At 45.4% G+C, this 24,852-nt stretch carries 19 protein-coding genes, 3 tRNA genes and 5 pseudogenes; 9 read left to right on the forward strand and 18 right to left on the reverse strand.

Annotation, left to right across the window (positions count from 1 at the left end; all coding sequences use genetic code 11):
* The first annotated feature begins 156 nt into the window (after positions 1–156).
* Positions 157–1,419 (forward strand): tyrosine-type recombinase/integrase, encoded by a 1,263-nt coding sequence (locus ACLJQJ_RS08845; protein WP_063809687.1) that lies wholly within the window; start codon positions 157–159, stop codon positions 1,417–1,419.
* A 78-nt stretch (positions 1,420–1,497) separates the two neighbouring features.
* Here the strand turns inward: ACLJQJ_RS08845 and ACLJQJ_RS08850 are convergent, their stop codons facing one another.
* The gene (locus ACLJQJ_RS08850; RefSeq protein WP_024155018.1) at positions 1,498–1,758 is read right to left on the reverse strand and encodes a helix-turn-helix domain-containing protein; all 261 of its coding nucleotides are present in this window, start codon (positions 1,756–1,758) and stop codon (positions 1,498–1,500) included.
* 150 nt (positions 1,759–1,908) lie between these two features.
* Positions 1,909–2,151: pseudogene (locus ACLJQJ_RS08855) on the reverse strand (helix-turn-helix domain-containing protein); the annotation flags it as partial.
* A gap of 143 nt (positions 2,152–2,294) precedes the next feature.
* On the opposite strand from ACLJQJ_RS08855, the gene ACLJQJ_RS08860 reads away from it, so the two are divergent.
* Positions 2,295–2,522, forward strand: a complete 228-nt coding sequence (locus tag ACLJQJ_RS08860) for a helix-turn-helix domain-containing protein (protein ID WP_063809688.1) — start codon at positions 2,295–2,297, stop codon at positions 2,520–2,522.
* Positions 2,523–2,694: 172 nt separating this feature from the next.
* Here the strand turns inward: ACLJQJ_RS08860 and ACLJQJ_RS08865 are convergent, their stop codons facing one another.
* Positions 2,695–2,838 carry a hypothetical protein gene (locus ACLJQJ_RS08865; RefSeq protein ID WP_153276710.1) on the reverse strand — a complete coding sequence of 48 codons (144 nt, stop codon included), beginning with the start codon at positions 2,836–2,838 and terminating at the stop codon, positions 2,695–2,697.
* A gap of 614 nt (positions 2,839–3,452) precedes the next feature.
* Here ACLJQJ_RS08865 and ACLJQJ_RS08870 point away from each other — a divergent pair.
* The 3 genes and pseudogenes from ACLJQJ_RS08870 (at position 3,453) to ACLJQJ_RS08880 (ending at position 7,528) form a co-directional block, all read left to right on the forward strand.
* Positions 3,453–4,334 (forward strand): integrase domain-containing protein, encoded by an 882-nt coding sequence (locus ACLJQJ_RS08870; RefSeq protein ID WP_063809689.1) that lies wholly within the window; start codon positions 3,453–3,455, stop codon positions 4,332–4,334.
* A 484-nt stretch (positions 4,335–4,818) separates the two neighbouring features.
* A complete protein-coding gene (locus tag ACLJQJ_RS08875) occupies positions 4,819–6,606 on the forward strand; it encodes a thymidylate synthase (RefSeq protein ID WP_063809690.1) in 1,788 nt (595 codons plus the stop codon).
* 94 nt (positions 6,607–6,700) lie between these two features.
* A pseudogene (locus tag ACLJQJ_RS08880) lies at positions 6,701–7,528 on the forward strand (hypothetical protein).
* 5 nt (positions 7,529–7,533) lie between these two features.
* Here ACLJQJ_RS08880 and ACLJQJ_RS08885 read toward each other — a convergent pair.
* Positions 7,534–8,619 carry an ImmA/IrrE family metallo-endopeptidase gene (locus ACLJQJ_RS08885; RefSeq protein WP_063809691.1) on the reverse strand — a complete coding sequence of 362 codons (1,086 nt, stop codon included), beginning with the start codon at positions 8,617–8,619 and terminating at the stop codon, positions 7,534–7,536.
* Positions 8,620–9,995: 1,376 nt separating this feature from the next.
* On the opposite strand from ACLJQJ_RS08885, the gene ACLJQJ_RS08890 reads away from it, so the two are divergent.
* Positions 9,996–11,450: an AMP nucleosidase gene (locus ACLJQJ_RS08890; RefSeq protein ID WP_063809693.1), complete on the forward strand. Its 1,455-nt coding sequence runs from the start codon at positions 9,996–9,998 to the stop codon at positions 11,448–11,450.
* Between the two features lie 113 nt (positions 11,451–11,563).
* Here the strand turns inward: ACLJQJ_RS08890 and ACLJQJ_RS08895 are convergent, their stop codons facing one another.
* Positions 11,564–11,797 carry a DUF4102 domain-containing protein gene (locus ACLJQJ_RS08895; protein ID WP_161976012.1) on the reverse strand — a complete coding sequence of 78 codons (234 nt, stop codon included), beginning with the start codon at positions 11,795–11,797 and terminating at the stop codon, positions 11,564–11,566.
* 565 nt (positions 11,798–12,362) lie between these two features.
* Complete coding sequence (locus tag ACLJQJ_RS08900) at positions 12,363–12,920, reverse strand: NAD(P)H-dependent oxidoreductase (protein WP_063809694.1); 558 nt, start codon at positions 12,918–12,920, stop codon at positions 12,363–12,365.
* Positions 12,921–13,034: 114 nt separating this feature from the next.
* Between ACLJQJ_RS08900 and ACLJQJ_RS08905 the strand changes: the two genes are divergently transcribed.
* A complete protein-coding gene (locus ACLJQJ_RS08905; protein WP_023226656.1) occupies positions 13,035–13,376 on the forward strand; it encodes a winged helix-turn-helix transcriptional regulator in 342 nt (113 codons plus the stop codon).
* Positions 13,377–13,635: 259 nt separating this feature from the next.
* Here ACLJQJ_RS08905 and ACLJQJ_RS08910 read toward each other — a convergent pair whose 3' ends face one another.
* The 12 genes and pseudogenes from ACLJQJ_RS08910 to ACLJQJ_RS08965 all read right to left on the reverse strand — a co-directional run bounded on the left by ACLJQJ_RS08910 (position 13,636) and on the right by ACLJQJ_RS08965 (position 24,144).
* Positions 13,636–13,887, reverse strand: a complete 252-nt coding sequence (locus tag ACLJQJ_RS08910) for an Arm DNA-binding domain-containing protein (protein ID WP_077950937.1) — start codon at positions 13,885–13,887, stop codon at positions 13,636–13,638.
* Between the two features lie 162 nt (positions 13,888–14,049).
* A tRNA-Asn gene (locus tag ACLJQJ_RS08915) sits at positions 14,050–14,125 on the reverse strand.
* Between the two features lie 421 nt (positions 14,126–14,546).
* Positions 14,547–14,852 (reverse strand): annotated as a pseudogene (locus ACLJQJ_RS08920) (Arm DNA-binding domain-containing protein); the annotation flags it as partial.
* Between the two features lie 689 nt (positions 14,853–15,541).
* Positions 15,542–15,694: an RHS repeat-associated core domain-containing protein gene (locus ACLJQJ_RS08925; protein ID WP_313884510.1), complete on the reverse strand. Its 153-nt coding sequence runs from the start codon at positions 15,692–15,694 to the stop codon at positions 15,542–15,544.
* A 38-nt stretch (positions 15,695–15,732) separates the two neighbouring features.
* On the reverse strand, positions 15,733–15,897 hold the full coding sequence (locus ACLJQJ_RS08930; protein WP_371061916.1) for a hypothetical protein: 165 nt from the start codon (positions 15,895–15,897) through the stop codon (positions 15,733–15,735).
* 73 nt (positions 15,898–15,970) lie between these two features.
* Complete coding sequence (locus ACLJQJ_RS08935; protein ID WP_063809709.1) at positions 15,971–17,701, reverse strand: hypothetical protein; 1,731 nt, start codon at positions 17,699–17,701, stop codon at positions 15,971–15,973.
* Between the two features lie 56 nt (positions 17,702–17,757).
* Complete coding sequence (locus tag ACLJQJ_RS08940; protein WP_077950938.1) at positions 17,758–19,452, reverse strand: SEL1-like repeat protein; 1,695 nt, start codon at positions 19,450–19,452, stop codon at positions 17,758–17,760.
* A 683-nt stretch (positions 19,453–20,135) separates the two neighbouring features.
* Positions 20,136–20,414 (reverse strand): annotated as a pseudogene (locus tag ACLJQJ_RS08945) (transposase); the annotation flags it as partial.
* Positions 20,415–20,437: 23 nt separating this feature from the next.
* Positions 20,438–21,308: pseudogene (locus ACLJQJ_RS08950) on the reverse strand (integrase domain-containing protein).
* Positions 21,309–21,782: 474 nt separating this feature from the next.
* Positions 21,783–22,307 (reverse strand): peptidase, encoded by a 525-nt coding sequence (locus tag ACLJQJ_RS08955; RefSeq protein WP_001219023.1) that lies wholly within the window; start codon positions 22,305–22,307, stop codon positions 21,783–21,785.
* Between the two features lie 163 nt (positions 22,308–22,470).
* Positions 22,471–22,546 (reverse strand) — tRNA-Asn (locus tag ACLJQJ_RS08960).
* Between the two features lie 140 nt (positions 22,547–22,686).
* Positions 22,687–24,144 (reverse strand): EmmdR/YeeO family multidrug/toxin efflux MATE transporter, encoded by a 1,458-nt coding sequence (locus ACLJQJ_RS08965; protein WP_001538409.1) that lies wholly within the window; start codon positions 24,142–24,144, stop codon positions 22,687–22,689.
* Positions 24,145–24,303: 159 nt separating this feature from the next.
* Here ACLJQJ_RS08965 and ACLJQJ_RS08970 point away from each other — a divergent pair.
* Both ACLJQJ_RS08970 and ACLJQJ_RS08975 read left to right on the forward strand, forming a co-directional pair.
* Positions 24,304–24,379, forward strand: a tRNA-Asn gene (locus ACLJQJ_RS08970).
* A gap of 165 nt (positions 24,380–24,544) precedes the next feature.
* Entirely contained in the window at positions 24,545–24,847 is a 303-nt protein-coding gene (locus ACLJQJ_RS08975) for an Arm DNA-binding domain-containing protein (RefSeq protein WP_020898938.1), read from the forward strand.
* The last annotated feature ends 5 nt before the right edge of the window (positions 24,848–24,852 follow it).

Here is a 24,852-nt window from a genome sequence, read left to right on the forward strand (position 1 = left end):
ATCAGGACATCTCTATGAGTTCTGATATGTTTTAAAAACAAGAACTTATCTTTACCCGGTTGACCTGCGAAGGTCTACCGGGTTTCTTGACATCCATAGTTTTTGGGGGCTTAATCGGGGGCCTCACGGTTCGTTGAGAAAATGGAGCCCCCACCTATGGCATTAACCGATACCGCTATCCGCAAGATCAAACCCACCGATAAATCCTACAAGCTTACTGACAGTTCAGGACTCTACCTGCTGATCAAACCCAACGGCTCAAAGCTCTGGTACATGAAGTACCGCATCGACGGCAAAGAGAAAAAGCTGGCCTTTGGCCCCTACCCGGATGTCACTCTGTTTAAGGCGCGTCAGCTACGCGATGCCGCACGCGCCAGAGTCCGTGAAGGGGCCGACCCTGCCGCGGATAAGAAGATCGCCCAGCAAAAAAAGAAAAACGGGCATACCTTCCGCCAGATCGCCATGAACTGGCACGCCGATCACCGGCGCTGGTCTGCGCATTATGCCGCGACTATCCAGCGCAGGCTGGAAATGTATGTTTTCCTGGATATCGGGGACAAATTCATCAACCAGATCGTCACGGAAGATTTGCTGTTTACCTTGCGCAAGGTGGAAAGCAAAGGCTTTCTGGAGATCACCGCCCGGCTGAAAAATTACGTCACCGAGATCATGCGCTATGCGGTGAAAAAACAGTTAATCAAATCAAACCCGGCGCTGGATCTGGACGGCGAGTTCACACCGCCGGAGACGCAGCATTACCCGGCCCTGCCCCTTGAGAAGCTGCCTGAACTGTTATCCCGGACGGATAGCTACCCCGGCAGGCTGCTGACACGCTATGCCCTTAAATTATCGCTGCTGTTTTTCGTGCGCTCCAGCGAACTGCGCTTTGCCCGCTGGAGTGAAATCGACTGGCAGCAGAAGTTATGGGTAATCCCGGAAGAACGGGAGCAGATCGAGAACGTCAAATTTTCTCATCGCGGTACAAAAATGAAAACACAGCACATCGTTCCGCTGTCCGATCAGGCTATTGCTGTCTTAAAGCAAATTGAAGCGCTCTCTGGTCATCTGACGTTTATCTTCCCCGGCGAATACGATCAGGATAAATGTATGAGCGACAATACCATTAACAAAGCGTTACGCGTGATAGGCTACGACACCAAAAAAGACATCTGCGGTCACGGCTTCCGGGCAATGGCGTGTAGTGCGCTGAGTGAGTCAGGGCTGTGGAGTAAAGAAGCCATTGAAAAGCAAATGAGCCATCAGGAAAGAAACAGCGTGCGTGCGGCCTATATTCATAAGGCCGAGTATCTGGAAGAGCGGATCGCGATGATGCAGTGGTGGGCGGATTATCTTGATGCGAATATCGACAGGTATATTTCCCCTTATCAGTACGCCGCGCCTCTGAAAAACGTATCGTAATAAAAACACAGCGCTTCAATTTTCCGTTATTAACGGAAAGCCAGCCCTTTGCCCCTGTTCAGGGGCAAAATCATAAATTCAGGATTTACTTTCCCATCGGGAATAGAGATCCAGTACCGCCTCAGCAAAATCATCATCGACCGTATAGAAATAGCACTCCGGTACGTTGAGCACTCTGGCAAATTCGCAAACAAGATCAAAAGTCGGCTTATGGGTGCCGTTCTCATAGTGTGAGAGGCGAGAGTAAGCTGTTGCCTCTTCTATTCCGGCCAGTACCCCCAACTTTTCCTGCGTGAGCTTCGCCCGCTGCCGGGCTTCTTTTAAGCGTTTGGGGATCATCGATAATTACCATCAGTTTGAATTAATAACGGTAATCTTTAGCATTCCTCAAGAATATTTTTCTTTAGAGTTCATAAAGACGAACAAACGCCTGTATACTTTTTGTATTAAGAGCAATTCCCCCGCTTTCATATTCCACTGAACAACTTCACCGTCATACAGCTTTAATAGCGCTTCGGCGAAGCTGTCATCCACCGTGTAGAAATAGCATTCAGGAACGTTTAGCACACGGGCGAAAGCACAAACCATTTTAAATGTGGGTTTATGCGTTCCACTTTCATACTGAGAGAGTCTTGAATAGGCAGTGTCTTCGGCAATGCCTGCGCGGACGCCCAACTGCTCCTGGGTAAGGTTGGCCCGTAACCTTGCGGCTTTCAGTCGTTCAGGGATCATATTACGTGTCTTGTTAATACTTACGTTGACACCATCTTTAGCATTCCTTAAGATTCATTATCTTTAGGATTACTAAATATAGATAAACAAAGGTCGGAAGCAGATCGGCGCTTTCGTTCAGGATGACAGACAGGGAGAAACCGATGGATAAAGACGACTGGCACCCGGCGGACATCATCGCCGGGTTACGGAAGAAAGGAACGTCTCTGGCTGCGGTATCGCGTAGGGCCGGGCTGGCCTCTTCCACGCTGACCAATGCCCTTAACCGCCGCTGGCCTAAAGGTGAAAGGCTGATCGCCGAAGCGTTAGGCGTTGCGCCTGAACAGATCTGGCCATCCCGCTATCGTAAGTCAGAATATCGCCAGAGCTAAACCGGCTCTCCCGATCTTCCGCCAGCTCTGCTGGCGGAAGATCGGGAGAAGACAAGCGAAGCGCGTCAGTTTTCATTCATGAAATGACAAAAAAATCCACAAACAACTCAATTTCCAGAAAAAAGGTTTCCCCTTTTCAATCGCGTAAAACGGTTGTAATCTCCCCCTTGCCTTATGCTGTCTTCGACAGCGCCAATGCTTCATGACCTGAAAGAAGCGCCTGCCTTGTCAGGAGATGGTTGATCCGTTTTACCGGCAGGGCCTCTGCAAAAATGCCGGGCCGCAGATACTGCGGCAGAGGTTGAGAGTTATACACGCTACATCCTTTCACTGCGCCAGTTCACTGGCTATGTTTCCATCCGACCGGAAGTCTCACGATTTCCCGGCTCGTCTGTGCCTGCTGATTATCAGCGCTTTTTATCTGCGCCAGATCTCTGGTCAATGTTGCACTGCGCCGGAAACGATCCGGTAAACCCTGCACCTACTGCTACATCAGCGCCTTTTATTTTACGGGCTGCGGCCTGCATTGCCGCAAGGCTTTGCTGCCGCGTGACCGTAAACCTGCACCAGAATCTACGATCTTTCGCACACTGCACCCGACCAGTGCGTCACTTTCGTCGGCAGAGCGACAAAGTGACGCACAACCACCACACCGCGCCATGCCCCTGTTTTCGGGGTTCCGGCGCTCATTCCCAAATCTGACACGCCTTTTGGGGCCGCTGTCAGCAAGAAAAAGGAGAAAAAGATCGATACCGAGGGGGGCATGATGCCCCGGAGAACTCCTGCTCACGCAGGCAGCCTGTACCGCGTACAGTCTGAAACTCCCTATACCTCAACAAACTGCCACTCCGGTGTGAAGGTATCGTTCTGGCGCAGCCAAAAAGCATACGCCGGAGACTGTTTGTGTTCTCAAAATTAAGGGGGGAGTATATGGGTAAGTTAGGTGGTGAAATGAAGGCGCTGGCGAAACACTGCGGCGGCAGCCATAAAACGGTGAACGATCGTATCCATATCGCGCAGCGTTTCGACCGTCATTTACGGGCGCTGAACGTCCAGATCCAGAGGGTGACACAGATTAAGGTTCGCCACATTGAAAGCTACATTCATGAAAGGCTGGCGCAAGGGATTGGCAAACGCACGCTACAAAATGAAATGGCTTCACTGCGTGCGGTGTTGCAACAGGCCGGACGTAAGCAGGTGGCGGAGCATGAGCGGCTGACGAATAAATCGCTGGGTTTATCTGGTGCATCGCGCAATGGTACGCGACAGGCTATTACGCCAGATCATTACCGCCATGTGCTGGAAATGGCCCGTGTAAAAGATCCGGGATTGGCTGCGGCGCTGGAACTGGCACGACTGATGGGCTTACGTTCACAGGAAGCGGTACAAAGCGTGCAGTCGCTGAAAACGTGGAAACAGGCCGTTGAGCGTGGCGATACGCGCTTAACCGTGATTTTTGGCACCAAAGGTGGACGGCCCCGTGAAACGGTGATTTTGGATTCTGGCGCAATCAAAAAAGCGCTTGATAATGCGTTGGCTATTGCTAAAAGCCGTAATGACCGGCTGATCGACAAACCTGATCTTAAAAGTGCGATGAACTACTGGCACAACCAGGCGGTGCGTATTGGTCTGACTGGCGCATATTCCCCGCATTCACTGCGCTATGCGTGGGCGCAGGATGCCATTCGTCATTATCTGGCGCAGGAGTTTAGCAGGAAAGAGGCGCTGGCAATGGTGGCGATGGATTTGGGGCATGGTGATGGGCGGGGGCGGTATGTGGCGCAGGTCTACGGACGGCAGGACGAGGAATAATTCCTGTTCTGGAGCAATCATGAAGCAGCCAGCACTCAAAAGAAAAGGTTGGGGATAAAAAGAATACCAAAGGTGGTAGCACCCGCGCAGAAAAAATTAGATGGCTGAAGGGGCCGGAGTTGACATTGCCTAATATCCTACATTCAGAATCTGGTACTACTTCCTTGAATTTTATTGTGACGAGATGTAAGTACATTCAGTCTAGAATGTCAGAAATAATTCATCTGATTTATATGATTTTACATATTCATTATCCTATACCAAAACTTATCATTATCTGGATGTAGATGCAGCAGAAAGAGGATCGCTCATAAAGCGATAGTTCTGTAATCTAGTAATGAACATGAGCGTTAGATGAAAGAGCTGTACAAAAGTATAGGTAAACGAGGGATATGTGAAAACTATAGAGTAATATGTGTGGATTATAATACAAAAAGATAGTATGTTACTGTTTTATAAAACGATAATAGTTTGAGGCTATAGAATGTTTATAACTGGAGATACCTTAGACGATATTTTAATCAAAATATATAAAAAATTATTACCTAAGAAGAGTAATATCAACCCGACAAAAGGAAAAGCAATAGAGCTAACAGGAATTTTGTTAGAAATTAAAAACCCAAGAGCCAGGCTGAGCAGAACCGAAGGTAAAGGAAAGGTATTTAGTGCATTAGGTGAATTATTATGGTACATGTCTGGAACACATGAATTAAACTTTATACGTTATTATATCCCTAAGTATGATGATTTTTCAGATGACAACGAAACTGTTTATGGTGGGTATGGTCCAAGGATATTTGGTGATTATAATCAATTCAATCGAGTAATTGAAATTCTAAATAACAAAAAAGACTCAAGACAAGCGGTAATACAAATATTTGATGCCGAAGATTTAGAAGAAAGACATAAAGATATACCATGCACTTGTACACTCCAATTTTTTCTGCGAAACAATAAGCTTTCATTAATTGTTAATATGCGTTCTAACGATGCTTATCTTGGATTACCGCATGATGTTTTTGCGTTTACAATGATACAAGAATACGCAGCATGTATTTTAGGGTACGATATTGGTCATTATAAACACTTCGTTGGAAGCTTACACCTGTATGACGAGCATAGAAATAAAGCTCGAGATTATATTAATGAGGGATGGCAAGACGTAATTGAAATGCCCATAATGCCAAAAGAAAATGTTATTAATGATTTTAATATAGTGAAGGAGTTTGAGAAAAAAATCAGAACTGAGGAATATAGCGACATTAATATTATTAATGTTAATATTGATAATTATTGGAAAGATCTCATTTTAATGCTCATTTATTTTAAAGAAAAAAGGAATAATAGAAATTCAACCACAACAATGGATATAATTGATAGAATCCACAATGACATCTATAAGACATATATAAAGAAAAAAGAAGAAATATCAAAATCTATAAAAACTTCATCTTATGACAATAAAGATTATATTTTTACGATTAAAACCCTTATAGAATATTTAGATGATGAGAACCTAAGACAATCTGGAATCATTAGTTATGCTTCACCAATACCCGCATTTGGAAGTCTTTCCAGGGCCAAGATAGCCACATTGGGCTTAAATCCTAGCAATAATGAATTTTTGGATCTAAATGGTAAAGAACTTGATGGTCAACAGCGAAGATTTCATACATTAAACTCTTTATCTCTTAATAAATGGAGCAATATAGATAATAAGTCACTTAATTTAATTGCTGAGTCTTGTAATGATTACTTTAAAAATAATCCATATGATCGATGGTTTAAGCCATTAGATAATTTAATTTCGGGATCAGGATTTAGCTATTATGGAGATAAAAGCAACTCTTGTCATCTGGACCTTGTGCCTTTTGCAACACATAAAAAATGGTCATATTTGAGTAATCATGAAAAAGATATTTTACTCAAAAGAATATCTTCTTCTCTAGGTATTATTATAAAAAACTCAGAGATAAAGTTACTGTTCTTAAATGGGAAAACAGTTATCGAACATTTGAAACTAATATCTGATATTTCATTAAATGAAAAAGAGGAAATTTCTTTTAATTTACAAAGAAAATCACTCAATCACATTAAAGGATATGAATATACGGGACAACTTAGGACAATTTCGGGAGTAGACATAGGACGTAATATATATGTATATGGTATTAATCATAATATACAAAGCAGCTATGGAATATCTAATTTAGTAAAAGAAAATATTAGAAAGAGATTCAATTTATACTGGAGTTCTATAAATCATGAATAGAAATGACCGCATACGTGCAGATTTTTTAAAGAATCAGCTTATAGAGTTTAGTAATACAATTAGGCAATTGAAAGGAATAAAGACAGATGATTACATGGAATCATTGCTTAGTCAAATAATTGAAAGTGAAAGGAGAATTAACTTTGTTAGAATATTGAGTACAACACCTATCGGTCCTAGTAGGATAAATCCCAAAAGTGAAATGTTTGATCCTATAAAGGCCGCAGCTCTAATGACAAGGGAAGGAATAATAAATGAGGCATGTTGGCTCACTTTTTTATCCATCCATTATGGTAAGCATCTTAAATACAAATGGAATCTTGTAAAATATACATATGATATTCCGGGAAGCAATGATGTTTGGTCATAGGATAATGTTACAAAGAATAAACATGCATTTATTCAATGGCTTTCAGATAATTATTCCGAATTTGCACAAAATGGGGCATTTGGAAATCACAGGAAATACGAGTCATTAAATCCCTCAAGAAATAACTGGAATGGTGCAATTATCTTGAGCTATATTAATTGGGTGGAATCGTTTGGGGACCATGTTGGACTAATTTCACATTATGAAAATACTTATCCAGATAGAAAGCAAAGATTTAGAGTATTATATAAATCAATGAATAATGTTTTACGATTCGGTAGAACAGCAAAATTCGATTTTTTAACTATGCTAGAAAAACTTAATATCATGGATATTGAAGCTGATTCAACATATATGGCTGAAGCTACTGGGCCACGAAGGGGAGCAAATCTTCTTTTTGGTGGAAGCACATCAAATATTTACTCTACTACACTGCTTGAAAATTGGGTTAGTGAGTTAGACTCATATTTGAATGTAGGTATGCAAGTTATGGAAGACTCTTTATGTAACTGGCAAAAAAGCCCCGAAAGGTTTATACGCTTTCGGGGCTAAAAATCTTACGACCACTTAAATCTAATCTTTAGATCATTAAAGTGGTTGTAAGGAACAATTTTCATTTTCTGCAATTGTCCTACAACAATACCAGAAGAAATACCTATTTTCTTTGAGAATCGAAGAATAGTCCGTATATCCAAGCGCATGCTCTTCATCTCATACTCATATTCGTCAGGGATTAACGTTCGCTGTGCAAAAGAATTAGCCTCTGATTCTAAATCATCAGTAAATCCTGAAAATTCATCATCAATGAATATAAGATTGTTATCATGTAAAATTAAGTGAGCCGCTTCATGAAAAAACGAAAACCAAAAATGATCGTCTGAAAGATGGCGAAAGCTTAATATAATCATAGCCTTCTGCTTCGTTATAAATTTAGTTGCTCCACTGGCTTTACATCCACTTGGAGCTTTAGCTATGACCACAGCGACCCCGCATGAGGCGCAGATCTCTTGCAATTTAGGGATAAATATAGAAGGTAATTTCTCTCGTGTTAAATTTCTTATTAGTGCAAGTTTTGTTATAAATTCTTTTTTATTCCAATCTTGGCAAGATATTTTTTCTGATAGTATTTCTCCTTGCCTTAACCAAACATCAATAGCACCTTGCTCAGAGTCAAAACATTGAGATTTTTTAAATGCTACAACCGCATGTTGATTTTGGTACTTAGATTGCCATTCGATAAGGTTCTTAACATTAAAATAATCCAAACAATAAATATATTGTTGAAACTTAGAAATGGTTTTGGGAATCCAACCTGAAGCTTTCATATCTTTGAGAGGAAAATATTTTAGCCAAGAATCCTCAGAATCATTTAAGTCTTCAGAAAGAATTAATAACGTCTCACGATATTGTCGCTCTCGTTCCAGCCAAAAATACTGAGAGGCTCCTAATATATTAGATAATTTTATTGCAATTAATTCATTAATTTCTAATTTTCCAGACATTAATTGCTTCAGTTTATTCTCGGATATTTCAAGAAGGAGCCTGAATTCATCTAGAGAAATATTTCTTTCAAAAAGAATGTCAGAAATAGTTTCGCTAGGAGCTGAAATCCAAGTAGGTTGATTTTCTTTAAAAGTAATCATAATTTTCGGATCCCAAGAATTTTTATTCGACTAACATTTGTCCAATCAACACTCCCTGTAGGTAGTATAGGTGTTTTGGGATGGGATGAACAAAAGATTAGGCAAAATCCATCACAAAGGTCAATTATATACTCTCCAGGGGGTAAAGAACTACTTTCTCTAGGATTTCCTGCCAATAAATCGCTTAATTGCGATAAGGCGCGCAGATCTGCAAGACGTTTTTTTAACATGTCAACAACTTTATGAGGGAAATGTTGCCGAGCAATAACCTCTTTTATGCAAAAGTTGCGAACTCTTTCACTATCGTAAGACAATATAATTGCCATTTCCTAAGCCGCGTTCCCTAACTTATTGATAGAATTTATATTTATACATCTTAACTTATTAAAGCAATTGAAAAGGACTCTATTCATGAAGCACAACCAACAACTTCCAGACTCCTTCATCGTACAAATATAATTTGAACAGACTTAAATCGTTAATATTAGGCAAGGCTACAGTATTACTTGTTGATTATCAAGAAATAGTGACTTTTTAGGGAGTTTTAGCCAATGGCTCCCCTTTGATAAAGCACTATAAAAACCGTTCATAATTTGATTTGTATCATGTTTTAAATTGATAATATCCTCAGGGGGCTCTTTTGAGGGCTTCACTTCAAACCTATCCATAAAAAACATTTGGATTCAATCAAATAGAATACAAATCGAATCCAGTCAGAGGAGCCAGATTTTAGTTTCGGGATATCCTGGTGAGTCCGGAGACGTTTAAAAAACAAGAAGTTATCTTTGCCCGGTTGACCTGAGAAGGTTTGCCGGGTTTTTTGATATCTGTCATTTTGGCGTCCGAGTGCCTCCAGGTTCGTTAAACAAATAGCCTTTCACGATGGCACTCACTGATACTGCTATCCGTAGGATCAAACCCACCGATAAAAATTTCTGCATTAGAAAATAACAGATTGCATCCAGCGTCCTGAAACCATGCAGGGAGTGCGAAAACTGCTGCCTGATACATGGTGCCTGACAGCCCCTTATTTATAATTATCTTGATCCTGTTTACGCTAGCTTAAAAAACCAATATTAAAACCAGTGAAATTTCCAACTGCGTCTTTGATAGTAAACTGACGATTACCGCTGCCGATGGCTCCGCCCTGGGGAATGTCATTTTAATCATATGGGCGTTAATGCCTCCTCTGATACCGCGCCAAAATGGGAAATCTTCAGCGACGCTTTCACCGCTGCTGCTAACGAAGAGGCGGATGTGGCAGGTGAACTGATGGTCACCTGTGCCGCCACCCTTACGCTAACCCCTTTAGTTTCCTCCTTTGCTGTCATACTATCGAATGACGTGCCTCACCTGTGAACGCTAAGGAGAATAATATGGAAAATAAAGGCACAAACCTGACGCCCGAGCAGGCGCTGGATCGCCTGGAGGAGCTGTACGAGCAGTCGGTTAACGCGCTCCGTGAAGCCATCGCTGACTATGTTGATAACGGCACGCTGCCCGATCCCCATGCCAGGCTTAACGGACTGTTTGTTTATCCTTCGCTGTCTGTAAGCTGGGATGGCACGACACCGAACCCGCCTAAAACACGCGCTTTTGGACGCTTTACTCATCCAGGCTGTTATACCACTACCGTTACGCGGCCTGCGCTATTTCGCGCTTATCTTCTGGAACAGCTTAACCTCGTTTACCATGATTATGGCGCGCATATTGCGGTAGAGGCCTCGCACCATGAGATCCCGTATCCTTACGTGATCGACGGCTCAGCTCTGACGCTAGATCGTTCTATGAGCGCCGGGCTAACGCGCCATTTTCCTACCACAGAACTGGCACAGATTGGCGATGAGACAGCAGACGGTCTGTTCCACCCCGGCGAATTCTATCCGTTATCGCACTTCGACGCGCGTCGTGTTGACTTCTCGTTGGCCCGGTTACGGCACTATACCGGTACGCCGGTTGAACATTTTCAGCCCTTCGTTTTGTTTACCAACTACACCCGCTATGTCGATGAGTTTGTGCGCTGGGGATGCAGCCAAATTCTTGATCCTGACAGCCCCTATATCGCGCTTTCCTGTGCTGGCGGAATTTGGATCACGGCAGAAACGGAAGCGCCGGAAGAGGCTATTTCCGATCTGGCCTGGAAGAAACATCAGATGCCCGCCTGGCACCTGGTAACGGCAGATGGGCAGGGGATTACGCTGGTAAATATCGGTGTTGGCCCTTCAAATGCTAAAACGATTTGCGACCATTTGGCCGTGTTGCGGCCTGACGTCTGGCTTATGATTGGGCACTGTGGAGGGTTACGAGAAAGTCAGGCGATTGGCGATTATGTGCTGGCCCATGCCTACTTACGCGATGATCATGTGCTGGATGCCGTTCTGCCGCCTGATATTCCGATTCCAAGCATTGCGGAAGTACAGCGTGCGCTGTACGACGCTACCAAAGCGGTTAGCGGAATGCCCGGCGAAGAGGTGAAACAGCGACTGCGCACGGGAACCGTCGTCACCACGGATGACCGTAACTGGGAGCTTCGTTATTCCGCATCGGCGCTGCGATTCAACCTTAGCCGCGCGGTTGCGATTGATATGGAGAGCGCGACGATTGCAGCCCAGGGCTATCGCTTTCGTGTGCCTTACGGCACGCTGCTTTGTGTTTCTGACAAACCTTTACACGGTGAAATTAAACTGCCCGGGCAGGCAAACCGGTTTTATGAGGGGGCTATTTCAGAACATTTGCAAATTGGTATTCGTGCTATTGATTTGCTACGCGCAGAAGGTGATCGTTTGCACTCACGTAAATTACGCACGTTTAATGAGCCACCGTTTCGCTAACGAAATGAGCTGTCGCCTGCTGTTGGACAGGAGTGGAAGAGGCGTATTTATGTGATATGAAAAGCGGCTGAATGAAGCCTTAGCGGGAGGCGATTTTGCATCCCGCTAAGGCCTTATTGTGCCGCGAGCTTCATCACCATCACCATCGCCGGAGATCTGTCGCCGATAATCGCGTCTACGTCAGGAAACGCGCCGGAAGGCGAAAACATTGCGCCACACTTCACGCTCTTTGAGCGCCTGACCCACAAGCCCGGATTAACAAGCAGATACCGACCGTGAGAATCGATCAGCTTAAAGGGGTTATCAGAAGGCTTGATACTGCGGATTTGTGCGTTGGTTAGAGACACAGGATGGTCACGCCATTATCGAACTGAAATGGCCCAAAGTTTCGCCGGATGCGCAGGAAAAACCAGATGCGCATCGGGAGGTATTTTCACGCTAACTTATTGAAATCTGCGGTAATAAGAATTTATAAGTAAGCCTGAAAACAGGAATTTGGCTCCTCTGACTGGATACTGATATTGATTTATCATATTGAATTTATGAAGATTTTATTTTTAAAATTGGAGTGAAGCCCTCAATAAGGCTCCAAACGCAATAACTGTTCTGAAATGTGATATTTGTCATGTTTTAGATTACTCTTTGGCCGTAAGTGGGCATAACAGACAGCTTTGTGTCAAAGTGGACATCGGTTATGTAATTACCTGAGTGCTAAAGCCAAAATATCAGTACGATAACCAACTCAATACGAAATTTGTGAGTTGGTTTGTAATGGTTCGGTTAAATTTCACTGTGTTCTTTTGGCTTAATTACAAGTAAGGCAATCAAGACACTAATTGATGCAGCAAGCAGAACCATATTATTTACTGCATCATAAGCGAAAATATATGAGAATGGGCTATCAAATTAACATTAATTACTTGTTACTAACTCACTGTAAGTTAATTTAGTTAAGTACTTAACATAGTCTACTGCGTTTTCTTTAATCACTTCTTTGGAAGGGTTATATTCTGCACCATAAAAGGCAAAGTGTGGAACATATTCAGCACCAACATATTTAATCGTAATTTCAAATGGGCGAAGTACTTCTTGCATGGTAAATTTATAACGGCCATTCGCCATATAGTCTGCAAGTTCAATACCGGCAGTTACAGCCAAAGCTATTTTTTTATTCTTCAGCTTATCGCCTGTAGAGCCGTATGCCCATCCATAAAGAAACACTTCATCCAGCCATTGTTTCAACATGGGAGGGCAGTTGAACCAGTAAACTGGGAACTGCAAAACCAGCGACTCATGTTGCTCAACCAGTCTTTGCTCAGTCTCGATATTGATCCTGCCGTCAGGATATGCTTTATAAAGCTCATGGACAGTAAACTGATCAGGATAATTTTTTAACTCATTTATCCAACACTGATTAACAACTGAATTTTCAATATTTGGATGAGCGACAACTATAAGCGTTTTTTTCATCATTTCCTCATTCAGGACTGACTTGCGATTGGGTTACTCAGGAGTATATGATTGGCCCTGTCGTTTGTGAAGTACGCAAATTTAGGTTATATACTTACCAAAAGGAGAGTGTAAATGATGACTGAGACATGCTCACAGACTGGTATCAACCTGGAGGAAACCGATTTTGGTTATACTCTTTCCTTAATTAGCGGGAAATATAAAATGATAGTTATGTACTGGTTAAATGAAAATAAACCAGTCATGCGATACAACGAGCTTAAACGCCGCATCGGTACGATTTCTTTCAAAACTCTGAGTAATACTCTGAAAGAACTCGAACAAGATGGAATAATCAATAGGGTGGAGTATCCTCAAATACCGCCCAAAGTTGAATACAGTCTTTCAAAACGAGGGGAATCATTAATGCCAATTCTGGATTTAATGTGTGATTGGGGTGGGAAAAACCGCAACTAATAATTTAGTGGTGTGGATACAGATGATGAACAACTCTGAGTAATTCTCAATTGTTCATAGCAGACTTCGGCGATCGGTGTAATGATTGTCATCGCTCAATCCGGCTGGTGACTGGTGATGTTTAGCGATTGATCAGATCGCACAATCTGGGCTGAGTTCCCTCAAAGCGATCTGCTATTCCACACTATTTAGGAACACGTTATCGTAGCTTAGCTGATAGCCTGCATATCATGATAGATAAATGCAGATATTTTCTGAATCACTTCAAAGTGTAAGCCTTAGGGGGCGAATGGCTATATCCCGTTCTTAGCCGACTGTCAGAACTGGCTAAACCCCTGCGCCAGATAGTAACGAAGGCTAGCTTCTTCTCTTTGCCATCAACGCGGTACTTCATGTACCAGAGTTTTGAGCCGTTGGGTTTGAGCAGCAGGTTGGGTCCTGAACTGTCGGTGATCTTGAAGGATTTCTCGGTGGGTTTGATCTTGCGGATAGCGGTATCGGTTAATGCCATAGGAGGGGGCTCCATTTACTCAACGAACCGTGAGGCCCGATTAAGCCCCAAAAACTATGGATGTCAAAAAACCCGGCAAACCTTATCAGATCAACCGGGTAAAGATAATTTCTTGTTTTTTAAACGTCTCCGGACTCGCCAGGATGTCCCGAAACTAAAATCTGGCTCCTCTGACTGGACTCGAACCAGTGACATACGGATTAACAGTCCGCCGTTCTACCGACTGAACTACAGAGGAATCGTGTGAACGGGGCGCATAGTAACGATGTGCGATCGGCTTGTCAAAGGGGGAAATAAGGTTGCGCGTTTGTTTGCTGACAAAAACAACAAAGCGTTGAAGTTTTGATCTAATTCCTACTTTGCTCCGGCATGGCGCAACTTTGTCTGTAATTGCACAAGTCAAATGCTGTGACCTTACCGCAATGGCTATGTACCAGCGTCTGATGAAACGTGAAAAACTGGCAGGCACTTGGCAAATAATTCTGAGACATAACGCCGTAGAGATTAAGGGCAGGGAGTAGAATGAACTTTAGACGTGAAATATTTTGTGAAAATGGTTGATACAGGCAGTCTGACGCCGGTAGCGGAAATGGCAGATAAATTTCTGGTGCAGGCGAAAAGATTTCCGTCAATATCATAGGCAGAATTATGGTGCATCAGCTTTTGGCGACGACACGGAACGTGCGGGTTTTATCGCGCTTTTCCTGAAGGATTTTTTCATCAGTCTGTTTTTTGCGTTCGGGTCAATCCCCTGATCCAGCAGCCTTTTGACCTCGTCACGGCGTTGTCTGGCATCAGCAAGAGAAACCGCAGGGTAAACCCCAATAGAAAACACCTTCTGTTTGCCATTGAAGCGATAGCCTGACTGCCAGTATTTTGAATCGATAGAGGCTAAACCCGTCAGCGAGCTTGACGGCCTTTTCCGATGGTCTGGCATTTTTTACTTTGGTATCAGTCAGTGACATGACGGTTCCCTCCGCGTGCTGGTAAAACGCAAATCGAACCAGCTTTACCAGCAAAAGGGTATAGCTTCGAGTGGTTTTTAGTAAACGAGAGTGAACCTGAAGAAGGGGTTAATCAGTTGATATAAATGCAGAAAGCAGACGTCAGTGAACGTCTGCTTCCCTAAATTTGGCTCCTCTGACTGGATGCGATATCTAATATATCTCTTTGAATTTTAATTAATTTAGTTTTAAATATTAAAACGAGGCCCTCAATAAAGCCCCAAATGTTATTGCTGTTTTTAAATGTGATACATATCACGTTTGTGATTGTTGTTCTGACCGTAGGTAGATATGGCGGTTGGCTCTGTGCCAGGAGGACGACAGACCAATCCCTCCGTAAAAACAGCATTTACCGCCTTAACCGCAGCCACCGTGCCAGCTATAGTGTGTCCGCTGCCCGCCAGGCGCTGGCTGCAGCCGTCTTGCAACCTCGGATGCCATCTCCCAGGAAATTCATCGTTGTATCAGGAAATACAGGCCATGCCGTTTGACTGGAAAGATATTATCACACCCATTGTGACCGTCACGGAGGTCTTAGGGGACATAATCATGTATGATCTTTCTTTGGGTCTTGTGCTTTAGGGCCTTCTGTTCCCGGACACCCATCCAATCCAAGTGGATCCATCCACCCCAGCGGATCATGTACATAACTATAGGTATTCAAACCGAATCGAAATCGGATCCTGACTGATATACCTCCCCGCTAACGGATTATAGTACCGGTAGCGGTTATAATGCAGCCCTGATTCTTCATCGGCATACTGCCCCTGCAAACGCAGTGGCTGGCAGATACCCGCCTGCATTTCTGTATGGCCGTAGGCGCGATAAATGGCACTCCACACTACGTTGCCGTCCTGTCCAGCAGCTCCTGCGGTACACCGATATGGCCGTTGACGTAGTAGCTGACGGTGCTGCCGACGCCGCGTCCTTTAAGCTGAGCCAGCGCTTGGCGGGCAGCGATGGTGCTGATGCGCGGCGGCAATCTGGGCCAGCCGTTCCAGTTCAAAAACTTCCGCGATTGATTTTTCCCGCCCGCCGCCTTCCCGCATGTGAGAAAGGTGGCCGGGCGGGTAAATCGATTAAGGCGTGGCTTTTTTAGTCTCTGCGGCCTTGTTATACAACGCCTGAATCAGCGCCTGCTGTTCCGCTCCCGGTATGATACCCAATCTGTGAAAAATATTCCCAATCTGATAAAGCTGCTGATTACCGGTGTCGTCCTGGCGGGTAATCGACGCCTGCGTGGTTAATTTTTTCAGCGTAAAGGTAATATGTTCCTGACACTCGGGCGTGTTTTCAGAACAAATCTGGCGTAACAGCATCAGGTTTTTATTATCGACCCTATCTGCGTTAATCATCAATTCCCTTGCCTGACTCCACTGTTTTGCATTCATGTAGTGGTCGATCATCGCCTCCTCTTCGAGAGAGGGAACGTGCTGGTGTAACACCCGTTTGGCATTCACCGTGTCGTTGCCATAGCTGTAAAGCTCCGCAAGTCTTTGAAAGGAACGCGACATATCTTCATCAGGCCAGGCTTTTGCCTGGCTGAGGTAAATCGCCTCGGCGCTGACGGCTAATTTTTGCGCTGCCTCAGGATGACCAATTTCTTTGAGTACTTCACCCATTTCATTTGTTGCATCTTCCCATTCGGCGAACGTCAGGGTTTGCGCCTCGGCGGAGAGGGTTGCGATATGCTTTTCCGCCACAGCATTCTGCTTATGCTGAAAGAGATTCTTCAGCGCTTTGATTTTGTACTCGTAGCAATACCTGTCGTCGTAGCAGGTATATTCCGGCGCGCTCATCAGCAAATCGATACGCTTATTCATCAGCGCAACATCATCAAGCTTGCTTAATAAATCAATCAGCTCCATTTCAATGCGCGGTGAAGGGGCAAAATTGAATATTTTATCGACCTGCGTCACATAGGTTGAAAGCGTCTCTTGATAATTCTGTGTCAGCTCGTTTTTCTTATAAAAAGAGAGCAATCCCGGTAATGAATACTGGAAATAGCTTCCTTTATTGCCGGTTGCTTTGCGCAATCTCGCAGACAACGCCATCGCCTTCTCTTTATTACCCGTGGCGTAATAGATCTCCATCAGGTCGAGATACTCTTGATAACGGTAGGCTTCAGCACTCGGTTGTTGAGCAATAGCCGTATCAAACATTTTCAGCGCGCTATCTGCGTAAACCAACGCCTTTGCGGTGTCGCCCTTGGCATGGTACTGCTTCGCAATAATAAGCAGCATTTTTAGCTGAGTATAAGGAACAACAATTTTATCAGCGTAATTTTCATTATAAATAGCGGCGGTTTTATCAGGCTCTGAGTGCCAGAATTCTAAAACCGTGGCTAAATAAAAATTCCTCGCGTCGGCATTTTTGCTAAGAAGGGCTAAGGCTTTTTCAGGCTGTTTGCGATTAACCCAGCCATCAACGTAGCTCTCGTAGGCGGTAATGCTCGACGGTTTATCGAGACCAATTTTGGACAGGAAAACCATCGCGGCATCCGGGCTATTATTTTCAGCGATCCACGAGGCCTCATGGTTTAGCGAAAACTTCGCATAATTCGATTGTGTGTCCAGCTTTTTCAGTAATGCATCCGCACGGCTCATCGGGCCGTACATAAACAGTTCCCTGTGTAATTCAAACCAGGCTGCCTGCGATTTAAAAGTGGTGTTTTCATTTAAAGGGACGGCATTTTGCAGTTTCTGTTCGACAACTGACCAGACATCAGGCGATTGCTGACTTTGTGCAACGCTCTGATAAGAGTAAAAAACCGTGGCGGCTGTGAGTAATGTGGCGAATTTAAATTTCATAGCAACGTGTATCCTTTCAGTTCCGTTTGAATAGCCTCTTTACAGCAAAGTCATATTTACTTAGTTTGAGGCGTTAATTCCTTTAAGGCTGCCAGTGCAGGTTTGACGCCGCCTTTTACCGCCGCTGTAAGATGAAGTTTGGCTTTGTTGAGGTCTTTCTCAACGCCATCACCATTCCTGTACATGAGTCCAAGGTTATAGTGCGCCTGAGCATTTCCCTGGTCAGCGGATTTTTTAATCCACTTATAGGCTTCCGGCAGGTTTTTCGGCATTCCTTCGCCGATAAGATTTAAATATCCCACTTCTAACTGCGCATCACTTTCGCCAAGCTCTGCCGCTTTGAATAAATAGGAGAGATATTTTTTGCTGTCTTGCGCTACGCCATCACCGTCGTTGTACGCATAGGCCAAAAAGAGAAGCGCACCGGGATGATTTTGCTCTGCGGACTGAGTTAACCATTTCATCGCCGCATCGTAGTTTGTGCATTCAAACTCATACTTACCTAAATGATATTGCGCAGTGCTGTCACCCTGCTTTGCCTTATTGGTGACGTCAGTCGGCGCATATAGCTCTGAAAGCTCTTCATCGTTGTGGTAACAACGGATGTATTTTATGCCGTCTTCATCATAGGCTTCTTCTGTACCTTCCTTGTCGCCATCGACATAGGGCAGCGTACTTAAGACCTTACCCGTACGATCGTTAAACTCTCTTTTCAGGCCGTTTCTTTCATCATTAGCAAACATAACCTCTTCAACAAGTTTACCGGTACGTTCGCTCCAGCGGCGATCGGCTCCCTGCTTTTTATCGTCTTTATATTCGGTGGTATAGGTGAGTTTGCCCTGTTCATTCCAGTGCTTAGCGTCCCCATTTAGCATACCGTTTTTATAGGGATAGACTGATTCGCGGTGACCATTTTCGTACCACTTTTCGGAATCCCCGTCTAACACATCATGTTTATACATTTTGGATGAGGCAGGCTTTCCGTTGCTGAACCATTCTTTGACCGCACCATGTTTACGGCCTTCACTATCAAAAGAGGATTCTTCTTTGGGATGCCCATTTCCATACCAGCTCTGAGCAGAAAGCTGTTTGCCATTTTTATAGGTCGCTTTAGAAAGGAGTTTGCCCTCTTCACTGTATTGTTCGAACGTTCCGTCGTTTTCACCTTGGTTATTTCTGTGGTAAACACCACGAATTTTACCGGTAGAATAATATTCCGTACTGGTGCCGACAATGGTGCCTTTACTGTATGAATATTCCCCCTTTATTTTCCCATCAGGGAAATATTCAAATGCCGGGCCTTCCAGTTTCTGATTTAAATAGCTGTGTTTTTGTTTTAAAACACCGTTATCATAAAAATGTGGGCATTCGCCATCTTTAATTTTACCTTGGGCAAAGTAACGTTTACTTTCAACGGCTCCGTTTTCATGGTATACGATGTATTCCCCTTCGGGTTGACCATCTTTAAACGTCAGCGTTTGCGCTATTTTGTCTTTTTCATCAAAGTAAGTTTCAGCTTTTCCGTCACGCTTATTTTGCGCATTATAATGATAAATACTTTTGAGATTGCCGCTTTCATAGAAAGACTTAAATACAGAAACACGTTGTCGGTTAGCGAAGTTTTCTTCGTTGGTATAGCCTTCAAAGGCTATCTGTTTACTCTGCATCACCTCCCCTGTTTCTTCTGAGGATTCCAGATACCAGCCGGTGACTTTCCATAATTTTTTCTCTTTGTCATAGGGGAGAGGCATATGGACTACTATTGTTGCCTGACGTTTAACCGTCGGTTGCAGTTCATCATCCAGCCACAAGTCAGACGATCTTTTCATGTATTCGGCACCGCACAGCGCTTCGGTACATAGCTCGATTCCAGTCAGCATGGGCGTGCCGCCAGCATCGCACTGATCGACCGTCAGGTAAAAATAACGGTCATCGAGAATAGCCGGTCTTAAACTGCGTATTTTATTAATATATTCTTCTGTCGTCAGTCCCATTGATTCTGCGCGCGCAGAAAGGGTATTAGTATTACAGGGTGTTTTATCTTTAAAATAATAACGGTCGGCGAGTAAAAGTTTCAGGTCACTGCTAATGGCGGTTTTATTAAAATCGATATTTTCAATTTGGGCGATGAAATTAACGGGTTTGGATTCTGTACTGGGGGATTGTTTTGCACATATATTCGCGCAATATAATGAAACTATCATTGTTATGAATATTTTCTTCAAGATGTTCTCCTTGTATGAATAATAACTCCCTGAAACTTATTTCATGCTATAGAAACAAAGAGTTAATGTAAAGGATGCGAGGAGCATATTCTGGCAGGAGAGAGTTTGCTTCAGTTACCAGTAAGAATAATTTAAGTATTACGAGCGCGTTGTTTTTAATTTGATAATAACGCGCTGATGATTATTAACGATTATATACCCAATAAACCTCAAGATGCGGGAGTGAGCACCTGAAAGTGATCTTTAATTCGGGATGTCAGTGAGTCCGCTATATCCGGCAGCGTCTGGTTAAAAAAGACAGATATTGTGTCCCTGAACTCTCGCGTACTGCTGAAGTAGCGATTATTCCGGGCATGTTCGTTCATTAATTTCCACATTCGTTCTATCGGATTCAGGTTTGGACTGTAAGGGGGAAGGTAATGCAGCCTGATATTTACCACCTCCGCCCAGTCTTTCACTAACTGTGAACTGTGGTAACCTGCTCCGTCCGATGCTCGCTCTTAGCCAACTGTCAAATTTGCCCATACACCTGCGCCACATACCGCGCACGCCCGTCCCCATGCCCCAGATCCATCGCCACAATTGCCAGCGCTTCTTTCCTGTTGAACCCCTGCGCCAGATAGTGACTAATGGCATCCTGCGCCCACGCATAACGCAGGGAATGCGGAGAATATGCGCCAGTCAGACCAATACGCGCCGCCTGGTTGTGCCAGTAATCCATCGCGCTTTTCAGATCCGGTTTGTCGATCAGTCGGCCATGACGGCTTTCTGCAATAGCCAGCACATTATCCAGCGCTTTTCTGACAGCTATAGTATCCAGAATCACCGTTTCGCGGGCTGTCCGCCTTTGGTGCCGAACACCACGGTTAAACGCGTATCGCTGCGTTCAATGGCCTGTTTCCACGTTTCAGCGATTGCACGCTCTGCACCGCTTCCTGTGAACGTAAGCCCATCAGCCTCGCCAGTTCCAGCGCCGCCGCCAGTCCCGGATCTTTCATGCGGGCCGTCTCCAGCACATGATGATAATGTTCAGGCGTGATCGCCTGTCGCGTCCCGCTGCGCGATGCACCAGCCAGACCCAGCGATTTATTAGTCAGCCACTCATGCTCTGCCACCTGTTTACGCCCGGCCTGTTGCAGAACAGCGCGCAGCGAGGCCATTTCATTTTGCAGCGTGCGTTTGCCGATCCCCTGCGCCAACCTTTCATGAATATAGCTTTCAATGTGGCGCACCTTAATCTGCGCAACCCGCTGGATATGGACGTTCAAAGCCCGTAAGTGGTGATCGAAACGCTGCACGATATGAATGCGATCGTTCACCGTTTTATGGCTACCGCCACAGTGCTTTGCCAGTGCCTTCATTTCACCACCTAACTTGCCCATACACTTCTCCTATGATTTTGAGAACACAAACAGTCTCCGGCGTATGCTTTTTGGCTGCGCCAGAACGATACCTTTACGCCGGAGTGGCAGTTTGTTGAGGTATAGGGAGTTTCAGACTGTACGCGGTACAGGCTGCCTGCATGAGCAGAAATTCTCCGGGGCATCATGCCCCCCCTCGGTATCGATCTTTTTCTCTTCTTTCTTGCTGACAGCGGCCCCAAAAAGGCGTGTCAGATTCGGGAATGAACGCCGGAACCCCGAAAACAGGGGCATGGCGCGGTGTAGTGGTTGTGCGTCACTTTGTCGCTTTGCGCGACGAAAGCGACGCACTGGTCGAGTGCAGTACGCGAAAGATCGCAGACTCTGGTGTTGTTTTACGGTCACGCGGCAGCAAAGCCGGACGTCTTTGCAGGCCGCAGCCCGTAAAGTAAAAGGCGTTGATGTGGTAACGGGTGCCGGGTGGAATCGCTTCCGTCACGGTGCTGCATTGACCAGAGATCTGGCGCAGGTACCATCGAGATACTCTTTCAGTTCTTTGGTACCGAACGTGTCGATAGCCCGCTGAGCTGCGCCGAGATTAGACGCCAGCTTGTCACCGCCAATGTCTTTATCGGCTTTAACTGCCGCAGCCCAGTCTTCTGTTTGCTTCTGCCATGACTCCGCTTGCTGTTGTTGCACTCCCGCCAGCACTTTCGGATAGACGTCCACCAGCTTCTGCGCCTGCTCTTGCGTCAGGTTCAGTTCACGCGCCACTGGTTCGAACTGCGCCAGCGCGCTGGTATCGAGTTCCTGACCTTCAGGGGCGGTGAACGCGTATTTCTCCGGCGCGCCGGGCGGCGTTTCTTCTTTCGGTGGAGTGGGCTTATTGGGATCGGCGGGTGGGTCGTGTGGTTTTTCAGAAGCGGGACCATCTGACGGTGGATCGGCGGGTGGATTTTCTGACGGTTTTCCTGTACCCGGATCGGTCTGCGTGCCGCCAGCGGTATCGGTTAATGCCATAGGAGGGGGCTCTATTTACTCAACGAACCGTGAGGCCCCGATTAAGCCCCAAAAACTATGGATGTCAAAAAACCCGGTAAACCTTCTCAGGTCAACCGGGTCAAGATAATTTATTGTTTTTTAAACGTCTCCGGACTCACCAGGATATCCCGAAACTAAAATCTGGCTCCTCTGACTGGACTCGAACCAGTGACATACGGATTAACAGTCCGCCGTTCTACCGACTGAACTACAGAGGAATCGTGTGAACGGGGCGAATATTAACGAGGTGCCCCTGGCTTGTCAAAGCCTGTTTTCACAAAAAAAGTTCGTTTGCTGTTTTATTCCACACTTCGGTTAAAATTCACCGTTTCCTGATGATTTTCACAGCAAAAAGCGCTTACTCCCTCTTTACGCGCGGGTATCTCCACAGCCAGCGCCCGCTTACCAGACGCCAGTAAAACAGCGCGCCGCGCACGGCCCAGTCAAGAAACATCCCCAGCCAAACCCCTACAACCCCCATACCCAGCACAATACCAAGCGTATACCCTGCCACAACGCGACAGCCCCACATCCCCAGCATCGATACCCACATCGCAAATCGCACATCGCGCGCGCCTTTAAAACCCGACGGCAGCACCCACGCGGCCGCCCAAATTGGCATAAAGGCAGCATTAAGCCAGAGCAGAACTTTAACTACCTCTTTTACGTCCTGCTCCTGGGTATAAAATGAGGCAAACAGACCCGCGAACGGCGCTGTCCCCCAGGCGATTGCCGTAAGTACGATAGTCGACATCCAGAATACATGGCGCAATTGACGCTCTGCCTGACCAATTTGCCCGGTACCAAGACGCTTACCGGTGATAATAGTCGACGCCGAACCAAGGGCGTTACCCGGCAGGTTGATAAGCGCCGCCACGGAAAAAGCAATAAAGTTGCCCGCAATAACGTTAGTGCCCATTCCTGCGACAAACATTTGCGTCAGTAGTTTGCCACCGTTGAACAGCACTGATTCAATGCTCGCCGGAATACCGATACCCATCACTTCCCAGATAATGCCGAAATTCAGCGGCTTCAGATAGCTTTTCAGCGGAATGCGCAGCGCCGGATTAAAACCAATCATCAGCACCCAAATAATCGCTACCGCGCCGATGTAGCGCGAAATGGTTAATCCCAGCCCCGCGCCGGCAAAACCCAGCCCTTGCCAGGAGAAAGCCCCGTAAATCAGGATGCTGCTGATGATAATATTAAGAATGTTCATCCCGCCGTTAATCATCAACGGGATTTTCGTATTCCCTGCCCCACGCAGCGCGCCGCTACCGATTAGCGCAATTGCCGCAGCCGGATAACTCAGCACCGTCAGTTCAAGGTACGTTAACGCCAGCCCCTTTACTTCTGGCGTCGCCTCGCCTGCGACAATATTAATAATTTCACTGCCGAAATAATGAATGACCACTGCCAGCACAACGGCAAATAGCGTCATAATCACCAGCGACTGGCGCGCCGCTGCCCTTGCCCGTCGCCTGTCGCGCTTGCCCAGGCTAAAGGCAACCACCACCGTAGTACCAAGATCGATAGCCGCAAAAAAAGCCATAATTACCATATTAAAACTGTCGGCAAGCCCCACGCCCGCCATTGCTTCCTTGCCCAGCCAACTGACGAGAAAAGTACTGAGCACGCCCATTAGCAAAACACAGGTATTTTCCAGAAAAATGGGGATAGCAAGTGGGGTGATTTCACGCCAGAACAACACTTTGTAGCTCTTGCGTTTGGCATACCAGGGCGTACGGACGACAGCCTGGCGTAAGGCAGTGGAGACGTTCAAAATGGACCTTAAAGAAGAGAGTTGAAACCACATTTCAATAATGAGCGAGAAATCGTAAGGCTGCAAAGCTTTTTGCAGAAAAAATGTCTGCAAATGCAACAAAGTGATGAGATAACCCGCAATCGAATCTGTAAGAGGTTAAATGGGGTTTGACAAAAATTTTTCCGCCGCTAATATACGACCCCACACGATTCCTCTGTAGTTCAGTCGGTAGAACGGCGGACTGTTAATCCGTATGTCACTGGTTCGAGTCCAGTCAGAGGAGCCAGATTTTAGTTTCGGGACATCCTGGTGAGTCCGGAGACGTTTAAAAAACAAGAACTTATCTTTACCCGGTTGACCTGAGAAGGTTTGCCGGGTTTTTTGACATCCATAGTTTTTGGGGACTTAATCGGGGGCCTCACGGTTCGTTGAGAAAATGGAGCCCCCTCCGATGGCATTAACCGATACCGCTATCCGCAAGATCAAACCCACCGAGAAATCCTTCAAGATTACCGACAGTTCAGGACTCTACCTGCTGATCAAACCCAACGGCTCGAAACTCTGGTACATGAAGTACCGCATTGACGAGAAAGAGAAGAAGCTGGCTTTTGGCCCCTATGCGGTGAAAAAACAGTTAATCAGGTCGAACCCTGCGCAAAATCTGGATGGTGAGTTCACGCCGCCTGAAACACAGCATTACCCGGCCCTGCCCCTTGAGAAACTGCCTGAATGTTTGTCGCGAACGGATAATTAGAGAGG

Source organism: Salmonella sp. SAL04202 (assembly GCF_046550775.1).
Taxonomy (GTDB): domain Bacteria; phylum Pseudomonadota; class Gammaproteobacteria; order Enterobacterales; family Enterobacteriaceae; genus Salmonella; species Salmonella enterica.